Consider the following 12,831-nt stretch of genomic DNA (forward strand, 5'->3'; position numbering starts at 1 on the left):
TCTCCACCCGCCCCCGTTCCGCGGGGCGCGCCGTGTCTGTCCACGGCGGGTCCGTAACGCGGAGTTCACCGGATGGTGGGCACGGGACCTGGAAAACGGGCTCTCGGCCGCGTAGCGTCGACAACAGCGGATGGCGTTCGTCCATCCGTTCGGGAGGCCCCGTCTCGTTGATCTTCTCCGCTCCGGCGGGATGTCGAAGAGGAGGGCCGGACCCGGCCCTCGTGGGCCTGGTCCCGGTCCTCCATGATCCCGTGACAGCAGGGCGCCCACGTGGTGCCCAAGGGGAGAACGAGTGGCTAGTTCCTCGACCGATCACCGCGACACCCAGTCCCCCGCCGCCCCTGGAACGGGGGCGGGAGAGGGCACGCGCGTCTACGTGCTCGACACCAGTGTCCTGCTCGCCGACCCGATGGCCATGGCCAGGTTCGCCGAACACGAGGTCGTCATCCCCGTGGTGGTGATCACCGAACTGGAGAGCAAGCGTCACCATCCGGAACTCGGGTACTTCGCTCGCAACGCCCTGCGTCGGCTGGACGACCTGAGGGTCGCCCACGGACGTCTGGACGTGGCCGTCCCGGTGAACGACGTGGGCGGCACGCTGCGGGTGGAGCTCAACCACAGCGACCCGACGATCCTGCCCGCGGGTTTCCGGCTCGGTGACAACGACACCCGTATCCTCACGGTGGCCCGCAACCTCCAGGCCGAGCGTGCGGACGAGAACTCCGTCATGTTGGTGAGCAAGGATCTGCCGATGCGGATCAAGGCCTCCTCGATCGGTCTCCCGGCCGACGAGTACCGGGCCGAGCTCGCCATCGAGCACGGGTGGACCGGGATGGCGGAGCTGGACGTGCCCGCCCACAACATCGGCGAACTGTTCTCCGCCGGTGAGAGCGAGATCGAGCAGGCCATGGACCTGCCCTGTCACACCGGCCTGGTCCTGGTCTCCGAGCAGGGCAAGGCGTTGGGACGGGTGCAGGCCGACAAGTCGGTGAAGGTGGTGCGCGGGGACCGGGACGTGTTCGGTCTGAAGGGGCGCAGCGCGGAACAGCGGGTCGCCCTCGACCTGCTCACCGACCCGGACGTCGGCATCGTCTCCCTGGGCGGTCGCGCGGGCACCGGGAAGTCGGCGCTGGCGCTGTGCGCCGGTCTGGAGGCCGTCCTGGAGCGCGCCCAGCACCGCAAGGTGATGGTGTTCCGCCCGCTGTACGCGGTGGGCGGCCAGGAGCTCGGCTACCTGCCGGGGACCGAGAACGACAAGATGACGCCCTGGGGCCAGGCGGTGCACGACACCCTGTCCGCCGTGACCAGTGAGGACGTGATCGAGGAGATCGTGGACCGGGGGATGCTGGAGGTCCTGCCGCTCACGCACATCCGGGGCCGTTCGCTGCACGACGCCTTCGTGATCGTCGACGAGGCGCAGTCCCTGGAACGCAACGTGCTGCTGACCGTGCTGTCCCGGCTGGGGGAGAACTCGCGGGTGGTGCTCACCCATGACATCGCCCAGCGGGACAACCTGCGGGTGGGCCGCCACGACGGGGTCGTCGCGGTGATCGAGAAGCTCAAGGGCCACCCGCTGTTCGCGCACGTGACCCTGAACCGCTCCGAGCGCTCACCCATCGCCGCCCTCGTCACCGAGATGCTGGAGGCCTAGCACGCGTGCGCCCGCCCCACGACCCGTGGGGCGGGCGCACCCGTCCGTGCGGCGCCGCTACCGAAGGCGGGAGAGGTACCGGCCGACCCGCCTGAGGCGGGCGAGGCTGGCCTCGTAGCGGGCGCCCACGAGCAGCAGCGCCGCGCCGATCACGGCGAAGGGCAGCCAGTTGGGGGCCAGCTGGCCCCACTCCCACAGCGGCGGCCCGAAGGCCCGCAGCGACGTGACGAGCAGCGCGAGGCCGCCCAGGACCAAAGCCGCGAGCAGACGCCCGCGCAGCCCCCACACGGTGACGGCCAGACCCACGACCAGTACGGCCGGGAGCCGCCAGACCATGGCGTCCGCCGTCAGGACCTCCCACACGGTCGGCCCGAGGAGCAGTGCCAGCCCGCCGCCGTAGGCCAGCCAGCTCGACGGAACCTCGGTGGCCCGGCGCGACCACTCCCAGCCGATCACCAGGAAGGCGAGCGCGGGCGGGACCGTGTAGGCCTCCGGAACGGTGACCTCCCACGAGGCCAGGGCGGTCCACAGGGCCAGGAACATCAGCACGGCTCCGACACCCGCGTACCACCGGCGGTTCGGGCGGACGGCGCTGGCCAGGCTGATCACCCCGACCACCGCCAGGGCCGTGGCCACCAGTTCCGGGCGCCCGCCGTGCAGGACGGAGAGCAGCAGGGTGACCCCGGCCCACGCGGTGGCGGGAACCTCGGCCGCCGTCACCAGTGGTTCGCGCAGACGCGGGGCGACCGCCGCCACGGCGGCGACCACGGCGAGCGGCGCGAGCACCGCGTACTCGATCGGAGCGCCCAGGGCCAGCGGCAGCGCGAGGGCGAAACCACCGGTGGCCGCCGTGCCCACCGAGGTGGAGGCGATCGCCACGAACCTGGTCCGGGCGAGCACGGTGACCACGGACAGGACCGCGGCCGACGCCATCAGGACCGCCACGGTGGTGTGGCGCTCCGAGAGCGCCCAGCTCAGCCCGAGAGCCAGCGAGAACAGGCCGCTCGCCCACGGGATCCAGGCGACCCGGCCCTCGCGCAGCAGCGCGGACCCGGCGAGCAGCAGGGCGCCGACCAGGAGGGTCCACGGCAGGGCCACCAGGAAGGGCAGGCCCAGCGCCACCGGCAGCGGCAGCAGGGTGAGGGGCGCCACCAGAGCACCGACCGGGACCAGCAGCGTCCGGTCCACGAGGCGGACCGTGATCAGGGCCAGCGCCCCGGCCGTGAGCAGCCCCACGGCGACGGTGAGCGCGCCCCGGGCGTCGTCCGGTCCGGACAGGCCCACGAACACGTGGGCGGGCTCCAGCAGGGCGGAGAGCGGCGCCCCGCCGACGGGGTGGGACCGGGAGAACAGGGCCAGCGCCGGGAGCCCGCGCGGGCCCGCCAGCAACGGGACCAGCGCCAGCAGCAGCACGCCCACAACACCGAAGGAGAACGGGGAGAGGGGCCGCTCCCGCCCCGTCGGCCGCTCCCGCCGCTCGCGGTCCGTGCGGCCCAGTACCAGCGCGGTCGCGCCCAGCACGAGGGTGGCGGCGGCCAGCAGCCACGCGGACGGCTGGTCGGAGGCTCCCACCACGGCGAAGGCGACGAGGAGACCGAGGCCGGTCGTGAGGGCGAGGGCCCACGCGGTCAGGGTCAGCCGGTGCACGAGCCGTTCGGGGGAGCCCGGTACGCGGGGGTCCAGGCGGTGCCGCAGCCGCGCGGAGACCAGCGCGGTGAGGGCGAGCAGCACCAGGACGACCAGCGCGGCGTACTGCTGAGGGAGCGCCCAGCCGAGCGCGAGGAGCATCGTGGCCAGACCGCTCACCCCGGGAAGCCAGGCGAGCGAGGACCGGAGCCGGTGGGTCCAGAGGAACAGGGCCGCGCCGACCAGCGCCGTCCACACCACCGCGACGAGGAAGGGCGCCCCCAGCAGCACCGGCAGCGGGACCAGGGTCGGTGGCGCGACCAGCGCGGCACCGGCCGGGAAGCGGTGCCGGTCGATGACGGCCACCAGCCCCGCCACCAGGGCACCGGCCACCAGCACGCCCAGAGTCGCGAGGAGACCGGCCTGAGCGGGCACCCCGAGCACCACGTGCGCCGGAGCCCACAGGGCGTGGGACGGGGCCGACAACGGCACCGTGGCGGGAAGCAGGGGCGGTGCCGGGGCGTTCCCGGGCAGCGCCAGCAGAGGGGCCGAGGGCAGCAGCGCCAGACCCACCACGCCGAACAGCCGACGCGGGTCGGAGCGCACGTCCCCGCCGCTCCCGGACGGAGCCGGAGGCAGGACCCGGCCCAGCGTCAGGGCGGTCGCTCCCGAGAGCAGGGCGGCGGCGGTCAGCAGCCACCAGTGGGCCTGGACCGTGCCGTCCGCGCCCCGGTTCCCGAGCAGGAAGGCGACACCGACCACCAGGGCCAGGGCCCACAGCAGGATGCCGCCCATGAAGAGCGTCGCCGCCCGGCCGCCAGGTTCGTGCCGGGTCCCGTCGGCGGAGAACCGGCGGGCCCCGATCGCGCAGACCAGTGCGGTGGCGGCCAGCATCAGCACGGCCGCCAGGGTCGTGTACCGCTCGGGCAGCGCCCAGACCAGGCCGGTGACCAGCGTGAGCGTCCCGCTCACCACCGGGACCGCGCCGGTCCACCGACCCAGGAGCGCGGAGCCCAGCACCAGGGCGCCACCGGCCAGGAGAGCCCACACCACCGCCACGACCTGGGGCAGTCCGAAGAGCAGCGGGAGCGCCAGCAGGATGGCCGGGGCGACGAGGGAGAGGACGACCGGCAGGGCGGAGCGGCGCAGCGTCCACACCGCCCCCACGGCCAGTCCGGCGGCGACCAGGATCCCGGCCAGGTAGACGAGGTTCAGCGGGGGGAGGGTGCTCGCCTGCTCCAGTTGGAGCAGTTCCAGCGCGGGAAGCGTCATCGCGGACGGTTCGAGGCTCCACGGCAGGGTGGTCAGGCGGGGCAGCACCGGGAGGTGCGGTGGACCGGCCACGAGCGGAGCCAGGGCCAGGGCACCCAGACCGACCACCGCGAACCCTGACCAGCCCCCCGGGCTGGTTGCGCCCAGGCGCCAGCGGTCGAGCAGCAGACCGACGACCCCGGCCAGGAGCAGGGCGGTCGCCATCGACCACCAGCCCAGCGGGTCGTGTCCGGAGGAGTAGGTGACGGCCGCGAGGACGGCCACAACGGTCACGGCCAGGGTGAGGACCCACAGGGTCACGGCGGAGGCCCGCAGCGTACGGACCGGGACACCGGGGCGTGGCTCACCGAGGACCCGTACGGCCACGAGGTCGGCGAGCGCGGTCGCGGCGACCACCACCATCAGCCAGCCGGGGTTGCCGTCGCTGGGCAGCGAGACCACCAGCAGCACCGGCACCGGCTGCGCGAACAGTGCCGCCAGCACGCGGGGCGAACGGAGCGGCACCAGCGCGGGGTAGAGCAGCAGGAGCGCGCTCATGATCGCGAGCGCGGCGGCGGTGTACCCCGGACCGTTGCTGATCTGGTCGCTCAGCAGCCAGAGCGCGAGCGCGTCGACGCAGAGCAGCCCGGCCGCCACTGATCCGAAGGTCTCGGCGGTGGCGCGCAGCCCGCGCCGGTGCAGCGGCAGGGCCAGCCCGGCGAAGGTCAGGGTGGTCAGACCGAGCACGCCGGCGCGGGTGCCGGTGCTCATGTCGCTCCAGGTCCAGATGGCGAAGACCAGGGCGGCGACGCCGATGAGGAGGCCGCCGAGGCCGAGGATGACGTTCTGGGCCGAACGCTGGCTCACCTCGGCGGTCCGCGCGGGCCCCGGGGCGGACGGCTGGCGGGCGGAGGGAGGCCCGACCGACGCGGGGGCTGGAGGAACCGGCACGGGTCTCGCGCGGTGGGCCGGTTCCGCGGACTCCCGTCGAAGACGGCCCAGGACGTGGGGGCGTTCCTGGGAGAGCGCCCGCTCCCGTCCGCGCAGCGTCTCCAGTTCCGTGTCGATCCACCACAGGCGCTGCGCCGTAGGCCCGACGAGGCTGAGCCCGCAGCGCGGGCACGCCCGGCCGGAGGGGCCGAGGGGAACGGCGCAGTCGGGGCAGTGACGGGGCGCGCCGGAGGCTGGCTGGGGGAGTCCATGGGCGTTCATACCGGCCATGCTCCTCGCGGACCCGGCGCGGCGCATCCGTACGGGTACTCAGTCGACGGCGCACGGTCCCCGGGTACTCGGTGACCTCGGTCTCCCCCGGGCTGTGGCGGAGACGAGTGACACAGGCCGGGGGCAGCGAGTCGGCCCTGACTTTTTGTGTTCCCTTGCAGGTCAGAGGCGCGCAAACTCCGCACATTCCGTGATGTGAGTCAGGACACGGTAAAACTGGCGTTACTTCACCGTGACGATGATGCAGGCTGAGTGCGCTGCACCGAGAACCCCCTCCCGTGTGGGAGCCCCTCTCCGTGGACGGTCGAACGGCGACTCCGTCCCCTCCACGGCGGACACGACGGGCCACGCGGTCCCACGGCGGCGACCCACACCACGCGAGATCCCACTCCAGGACACGCGTGCGTCAACGTGAAAGGGCGATCTTGATAGTCAACCGGATCTCGCTGCGCCAGATGAGCGCGGTCGGAGCCGCGGCACTGGTCGCGGGCGGCATGTTCACCGTCTCGGCCTTCGCGCGGACCGGCGACCTCGACCCCGGACAGGCCGCTTCGGCGGCGACCCCCCTGGAACGGCCCGAGCCGCCGCAGGAGGAGTTCTTCGCGAGCCCTCCCGCCGTCGACGACGACGAGCGCGAGAGCCAGCGCGAGCAGGGTCGGGACGACGTGCGGGCCGCGGCCGAGCGGGCCGTCCAGTCCGCCAGCGGCACCGGCGCGGAGATCGCCGAGCCCGAGCCCGAACCCGAGGAGGAGACCCCCGACCCCGGTTCCTCCGCGGGTTCCGGTTCGTCCGGAAATCCCGCACCCGCCACCCCGGTCCCGGCGGGCTCCGCCAAGGAGATCGCGCTCCAGATGGTCCTCGACCAGGGCTGGGACGCCGACCAGTTCCACAGCTGCCTCGAACCCCTGTGGGAGAAGGAGAGCAACTGGAACCACACGGCGGAGAACTCCAGCTCCGGGGCCTACGGCATCCCGCAGTCGCTCCCCGGCGACAAGATGGCCTCCCACGGCTCGGACTGGCGTACCAACCCCGCCACCCAGATCTCGTGGGGCCTGAGCTACATCAAGGACCGCTACGGGAACCCGTGCGGCGCCTGGTCCCACTCGCAGGCCAACAACTGGTATTAATAGGTTTTTCCCTGCCATTAACCCCCCTTTTGGGAAAGGCAATCGTGCTACTCAACCGAATGTCGCTGCGTAGTACCGCGGCGGTCGGTGCGGCGACCCTGGTCGCCGGTGCGACGTTCGCCGTCTCCGCGTTCGCGGACGACGGTGTGGACCCGGACGTGGCGGCCAGCGCCGCCGTGCCGAGGTCCGAGGAACCCGCGGCCGACACCGAGACCGAGGGCGACGAGTTCTTCGCCGCCTCGGAACAGTTGACAGAGGACGAACTCCTGGAGCTCCGCGAGCAAGCGCTGAGCCAGAGGGACGCCGCCAACGGCCAGGGGGTGCAGTCCACCCAGGCCAGCGGCAGCGACATCGAGGAGGAAGAGGAAGAGGAAGAGGAGGAAGCGGACGAGGAGCCGGTCTTCTCCGGCGACCCCAAGGGCATCGCCCGCCAGATGGTCGCCGCCGAGGGCTGGGGCGCCGACCAGTTCGACAGTTGCCTGGAGCCCCTGTGGGAGAAGGAGAGCAACTGGAACTACCAGGCGCAGAACCCCAGCTCCGGCGCCTACGGCATCCCGCAGTCGCTCCCCGGCGACAAGATGGCCTCCCACGGCTCGGACTGGCGTACCAACCCCGCCACCCAGATCTCGTGGGGCCTGAGCTACATCAAGGACCGCTACGGCACCCCCTGCGACGCCTGGGCGCACTCCCAGTCCGTCGGCTGGTACTGATCCGGCACCCGTTCGGCCCCCCGAATCCCCCGAACGAGGACGGCCCCGCGCACCCGTGCGCGGGGCCGTCCCCCTGTCCGCGCCCCGTCAGTCCAGCAGCATCCCCCGAACCCGGTCGAGGTCCGTCCGGGCGACCCCCGCCTCCAGAAGCAGGGTCCGTGCGTCGAGGTCCCCGAGGACGTCGAGGACACTGCCGCGGAGTGTGAGCCCGCGCGCGGCCAGCAGTGACGCGATCACCGGAGCCTGGTCGGCCTGGCCCAAGGCGGCGAAGAGCGGACCGAGGGCGTCGGTGGAGAGCGCGTAGTCGTCGGCGATCGCCTCGGGCTCGACCTCCGCCAGGGAGAGCAGCAGCAGGGAGACCAGACCGGTGCGGTCACGCCCGGCACCGCAGTGGAAGAGGACGCCCCCGGGCCCGGACCGGGCCAGCGCGGTGACCACCGCCGCGCACCGGTCCGCCTTGCGGTCGAGGAAGGGCCGGAAGTAGAGGGGGCTCCCGTTCAGCCCTCCGTGGTTCACCTCCCGCCAGAACACGACGTCCTCCACGTCGTCCATGGGTACCTCGACGCGTCGCGTCTCCGGTGGGGGAGGGGTCGCGTCCGTGGGCGCCGTGAAGGAGGCGGACCCTCCCGCCCTGGTCGCGCCCTCACCCCGGAACGGTCGGATCTCGTCCGGGTTGCGCAGGTCCACGACGGTGCGGACACCGGCGTCGTGGGCGGCCCGCCAACCCTCGGCGGTGACGAAGCGCAGGTCAGCGGATCTGACGAAGGCTCCGTGACGGGTGGTGCGGCCGTGGCGGGTGGGGAGGCCGCCGAGGTCCCGGGTGTTGAAGAACCCTTCCCAGGTGATCCGTCTGTCGTCGCTCATGGGCCCAGGGTGCCATCCCGCCCGAGGCACGCCCGCGCACGGGAACGGCCCCGCGCACCCCTGCGCGGGGCCGTTCCCGTGCGCGGCGGTGGCCGCCGTGCGGACCTACTTGTGCGGGGTGAAGGTCTCGATCACGTCCTCGTGGACGTCGTCGAAGTCGTCCGCCTCCGCCAGGGGCACGTTCACGCTCACCAGGTAGAACACCCGGTGGTCGCCCTGCTCCATGACCACCGCGTACGCCCAGAGCCGACGCTCCTGCTGACCCCAGTTGGTGTTGACCAGGTCGGCCTCGACCATGGCGACGTCCAGCCCCGCCAGACCGCCCTCGAAGTCGTCCCGGTCGAAGTTCTCGGAGTCGTGCTGCGCGTAGCCGCTGGTGGCCTCCTCGATGTCGGTGCCGCCGCTGGTCTGGGCGAGGAACTGCTCGGCGGTGCCGGTGAACTCGGTCTCCTCCCAGCCCTCCACCACGACCTCGTGCTCCATGCCCGGAGCGACGAAGACGGCGATGGACTCGGAGATCCTGCTGTCGTCGGGCGACCAGCCGCCCGGGTAGGCGATCGAGAACCACTCGGAGTCGAAGGTCTGGAGGGCGTCCTCGTCGTACTCGGGCGGAGTGCCGTCCACCCGGATGTCGCTCTCCGGAGTGTCCTCGACCTGTTCGCGGCTCTCCGCCCGTCCGGGCTCGAACACCTCGGGCTGGGACGCGTCAGGAGGCCCTGAGGGGCGCATGGACAGCGCCACCACGAGGCCGCCGACCAGCAGCACCGCCAGGACCAGCGTGCCCGCCGCCAGCGCGGCGCCCAGACCACAGCCGCGCCTGCCCTTGGCCGGGACCCCCGCGCCGTGCGCCGCAGCCGGTTGGGGGCCGCTGTGACCGCCCACGCCGTGGCCGCCGTACCCGGCCGAGCCGACCGCCTGCGTGTACCGCGCCCGGTCGTGGCCGGGATAGGAACCCTGCCCGTAGTAGCCGCCGGAGGGATGCGCGGCCGCGTGGGGGGTCTGCGGGCCGCTCATGGCGGCGGCACCCAGCGCCGCACCGGGCGCACCGGCGGCCCCCGCCGGGGCCGGGCCCTCCCCGTCACGGCACCGCCGCAGCAGGTCCAGGGCCTGTTCCACCGTGAGTCGCCGGTCGGGGTCCCGCTCCAGCAGCCCGGTGATCACCGGTTCCAGCCACGCGGCCCGCGTCATCGGAGGGAGCGGCGCGGAGATGACCGCGGCGATCGCGGCGGTGATGGAGTCGCGGCGGAACGGGGAGCTCCCCTCCACGGCCGCGTACAGCGTGACGCCGATGCTCCACAGGTCGCCCCGGTGCTCCGCCGGGCCGCCCTCCAGCCGCTCGGGCGGCATGTACTCCGGAGAACCGATCAGCGCGCCGGTCCGTGTGATGGCCGGACCGCCCTCCATGGTGGCGATCCCGAAGTCGGTGAGGATGACCCGCCCGTCGGCGGACATCATGATGTTGCCCGGCTTGATGTCCCGGTGCAGGACACCCGCCGCGTCCGCCGCCCGCACCGCCTTGAGCAGCGACTCCGCGATGTCGGCGACCTCCTCCGGCGGCAGGGCGCCGGAGTTGCCGAGCAGGTCCTGGAGCGAACCGCCCTCGACCAGCTCCATGACCACCCACGGGTCGTTCTCGTACTCGAAGACGTCGTGGATGGTGATGACGGTGGGGTGGTTGATCCGCGCGGCGGACTGGGCCTCGCGGCGGACCCGCGCGTGCGCGTCGGAGCGCTCGGCGTCGGTGAAGTGGCCGGGGAGCAGCACCTGTTTGATCGCCACGACCCGGTCCAGGGCCGTGTCGTGCGCCTCCCAGACGATCCCCATGCCGCCACGGCCCAGCTCACGGAGCAGGACGTAGCGGTTCGCGATGGTCGGCTGGCTGTTACTCGACATCTGTCGCCCTCTCGGAGCGGGCTCTGTGCGTGAAGTTCGGACTACTGGTCCGATGTCCACGGTAGGGGGAAGGTTCCGACGGCTCGGCCGCCGGTTCCGGATCGGAACGGTGCGGTGACGCACGAGGGGGCACCCCGCTTCCGCGAGGTGCCCCGGAGGTCCCGTGGACCCGTGCCGACGACTACTGCTGCGAGTTGGTCATCTTGAGGACGTCGAGGGCGGCGTCGAGCTGTTCCTCGGTGAGCTTGCCGTCGCGCACGTAGCCGCGCTCCAGCACGACCTCGCGGATGGTCTTCTTCTCGGCCAGCGACTGCTTGGCGACCTTGGCGGCCTCCTCGTAGCCGATGTACCGGTTGAGCGGGGTGACGATCGACGGGGAGGACTCCGCGTACACGCGGCACTGCTCCTCGTTGGCCCGGATCCCGGCCACGCAACGGTCCGCGAAGACCGTGGAGACGTTGGCCAGCAGACGGATGGACTCCAGCACGTTGCGCGCGATCATCGGCAGCTGCACGTTGAGCTCGAAGTTGCCGGAGGCGCCGCCGAAGGCCACGGCGGCGTCGTTGCCGACGACCTGCGAGGAGACCTGGAGCATGGCCTCGCACAGGACCGGGTTGACCTTGCCCGGCATGATCGACGAACCCGGCTGGAGGTCCGGGAGGAAGATCTCGGAGAGGCCGGTGGTCGGGCCGGAGCCCATCCAGCGGATGTCGTTGGCGATCTTGCAGTAGCCGACCGCGATGGTCCGCAGCTGGCCGGAGAGCTCGACCAGGGCGTCACGGGCGCCCTGCGCCTCGAAGTGGTCGCGGGCCTCGGTCAGCGGCAGGCCGGTGTTGGCGGCGATCTCCGCGATGACCCGGGCGGAGAAGCCCTCCGGGGTGTTGATGCCGGTACCGACGGCGGTGCCGCCCAGGGGCAGCTCGGCCACGCGCGGCAGGACGGCCTCCAGGCGCTCCACGCCGTAGCGGACCTGCGCGGCGAACCCGGCGAACTCCTGGCCCAGGGTGACCGGGGTGGCGTCCATCAGGTGGGTGCGGCCGCTCTTGACGATCGAGGCGAACTCGACCGACTTGCGGGTGAGCTCACCCTCCAGGTGGCGCAGCGCCGGGATCAGCTCGTTCTGCACGGCCGAGGTGGCGGCGATGTGGATGGAGGACGGGAACACGTCGTTGGACGACTGCGAGGCGTTCACGTGGTCGTTCGGGTGAACGTCGAGGCCGGTGCGCTCCTTGGCGACGGTGGCCACGACCTCGTTGGTGTTCATGTTGCTGGAGGTGCCCGAACCGGTCTGGAAGACGTCGATCGGGAACTCGTCGTTCCACTTGCCGTCGGCCACCTCCAGGGCGGCCTCACGGACGGCCTTGCCGAGGTCGTCGGAGATCACGCCGAGCTCGGCGTTGACCTTGGCGGCCGCGGCCTTGATCTCGCCGAGCGCGGCGATGTGGGCGTTCTCCAGCCCCTGGCCCGAGATCGGGAAGTTCTCGACGGCACGCTGGGTCTGGGCCCGCCACTTGGCCTTGGCCGGGACCTGGACCTCACCCATCGAGTCGTGCTCGATACGGAACTCACTCATTGCAACCCATCTCTCCTGGGAAAACCTGTGACCTCAAGCCTGCCAGACGCAGGAGGACACAACGCACCTCACCCTGGGTTCCCGGTGTTGTACGTGTCATGTTGACATCGGCGCAGGTCACCACCTTGGCGCCGACCGCCGTCGGTCATCCGCCGAGCTGGCGGCGGGCCCGGCGTCGGACGAGGCGGAGTCGGCGTCTGGGCGCGCGGACCCGCACCGTCCCGAACAGGCAGAAGCCGTCGATCTCCAGGACGGGCGGACGGGACGCCGCGCCGCGGCGGGCGTTGGTGCTGCGTCTGCCGAGGAAGGACCACCCGCCGAGCCGGACCTCCACGCCCTCGGGGACGTCGATCACGACCCGGCCGAGGAACGCGCTGACCGTCATGCGGTGGTGGTTGTGTGTGAGCAGCGCCTCGCGCATGTCGATCTCCGCGCGCCCGCACACCGCGCCGGCCTGTTCGCCGGGGACCGCCACCCAGCGTCCCCGCCGCCGGAGGGTGGTGAACCAGCTGACCATGGGCTCCGGGTCGAGCTGGAGCGGCTGCTCCTCGGCGGGCAGCAGGTCGGCGGTGAGCTCCGGCAGTTCCCCCAGGGTCCTGGCCGTCTCCGCTCGTTCGAGGCGCTCCTCGAACTCCTCCATGTCGATCCGGCCGTCGGTCACGGCGGAGCGCAGGACCGCGCCGACGCGTTCACGGTCACTGTCGGAGGCCCTCATCCGGGCGGGGGACACATCCTCACTCACCCCTCCGAGCCTAGGCGAGCGGGGCCCCGCGACGGTCGCGACGGCGGCGGCGGTGGGGGGGGGGGGGGCCCGCCCCCCCCCCGGGGAAGGGGCGCCCCGGATGAGAGGCGTTTGATCCCGCGCCGCGGCGGGGGGGGGGGCGAGATTGGGGGCCCCCCGCTACGCCCCCCGGC

The 12,831-nt window shown here is 72.5% G+C and carries 8 protein-coding genes; 3 read left to right on the plus strand and 5 right to left on the minus strand.

The features are described 5' to 3' along the window. Positions 1–292: 292 nt before the first annotated feature. Complete coding sequence (locus ACFW3L_RS23560; protein ID WP_378745490.1) at positions 293–1,651, plus strand: PhoH family protein; 1,359 nt, start codon at positions 293–295, stop codon at positions 1,649–1,651. 57 nt (positions 1,652–1,708) lie between these two features. Here ACFW3L_RS23560 and ACFW3L_RS23565 read toward each other — a convergent pair whose 3' ends face one another. Then, on the minus strand, positions 1,709–5,740 hold the full coding sequence (locus ACFW3L_RS23565; RefSeq protein WP_378745495.1) for a DUF2157 domain-containing protein: 4,032 nt from the start codon (positions 5,738–5,740) through the stop codon (positions 1,709–1,711). A 434-nt stretch (positions 5,741–6,174) separates the two neighbouring features. Between ACFW3L_RS23565 and ACFW3L_RS23570 the strand changes: the two genes are divergently transcribed. Further along, entirely contained in the window at positions 6,175–6,876 is a 702-nt protein-coding gene (locus tag ACFW3L_RS23570) for a lytic transglycosylase domain-containing protein (RefSeq protein WP_378745542.1), read from the plus strand. A 59-nt stretch (positions 6,877–6,935) separates the two neighbouring features. Further along, positions 6,936–7,586, plus strand: a complete 651-nt coding sequence (locus ACFW3L_RS23575; RefSeq protein ID WP_378745504.1) for a transglycosylase SLT domain-containing protein — start codon at positions 6,936–6,938, stop codon at positions 7,584–7,586. An 87-nt stretch (positions 7,587–7,673) separates the two neighbouring features. On the opposite strand, the gene ACFW3L_RS23580 is transcribed toward ACFW3L_RS23575, so the two are convergent. The 4 genes from ACFW3L_RS23580 to ACFW3L_RS23595 all read right to left on the minus strand — a co-directional run bounded on the left by ACFW3L_RS23580 (position 7,674) and on the right by ACFW3L_RS23595 (position 12,631). Continuing rightward, positions 7,674–8,450, minus strand: a complete 777-nt coding sequence (locus ACFW3L_RS23580; protein WP_378745512.1) for a tyrosine-protein phosphatase — start codon at positions 8,448–8,450, stop codon at positions 7,674–7,676. Between the two features lie 105 nt (positions 8,451–8,555). Next, positions 8,556–10,343, minus strand: coding sequence for a serine/threonine-protein kinase (locus tag ACFW3L_RS23585; RefSeq protein WP_378745523.1), 1,788 nt, complete (start codon positions 10,341–10,343; stop codon positions 8,556–8,558). A 181-nt stretch (positions 10,344–10,524) separates the two neighbouring features. Next, on the minus strand, positions 10,525–11,916 hold the full coding sequence (locus tag ACFW3L_RS23590) for a class II fumarate hydratase (RefSeq protein ID WP_378745528.1): 1,392 nt from the start codon (positions 11,914–11,916) through the stop codon (positions 10,525–10,527). Between the two features lie 145 nt (positions 11,917–12,061). Beyond that, positions 12,062–12,631 (minus strand): DUF1707 domain-containing protein, encoded by a 570-nt coding sequence (locus ACFW3L_RS23595; protein WP_378745548.1) that lies wholly within the window; start codon positions 12,629–12,631, stop codon positions 12,062–12,064. Positions 12,632–12,831: the final 200 nt, after the last annotated feature.

It is taken from the genome of Nocardiopsis sp. NPDC058789, from assembly GCF_042745575.1.
Classification (GTDB): domain Bacteria; phylum Actinomycetota; class Actinomycetes; order Streptosporangiales; family Streptosporangiaceae; genus Nocardiopsis; species Nocardiopsis eucommiae.

Bases quoted from the DNA above. Each gene is read 5' to 3' on its own strand.
- ACFW3L_RS23575 (WP_378745504.1), top strand. From the start codon at position 6,936: ATGTCGCTGCGTAGTACCGCGGCGGTCGGTGCGGCGACCCTGGTCGCC.
- ACFW3L_RS23590 (WP_378745528.1), bottom strand. From the start codon at position 11,916: ATGAGTGAGTTCCGTATCGAGCACGACTCGATGGGTGAGGTCCAGGTC.
- ACFW3L_RS23595 (WP_378745548.1), bottom strand. From the start codon at position 12,631: ATGAGGGCCTCCGACAGTGACCGTGAACGCGTCGGCGCGGTCCTGCGC.
- ACFW3L_RS23580 (WP_378745512.1), bottom strand. From the start codon at position 8,450: ATGAGCGACGACAGACGGATCACCTGGGAAGGGTTCTTCAACACCCGG.
- ACFW3L_RS23565 (WP_378745495.1), bottom strand. From the start codon at position 5,740: ATGAACGCCCATGGACTCCCCCAGCCAGCCTCCGGCGCGCCCCGTCAC.
- ACFW3L_RS23585 (WP_378745523.1), bottom strand. From the start codon at position 10,343: ATGTCGAGTAACAGCCAGCCGACCATCGCGAACCGCTACGTCCTGCTC.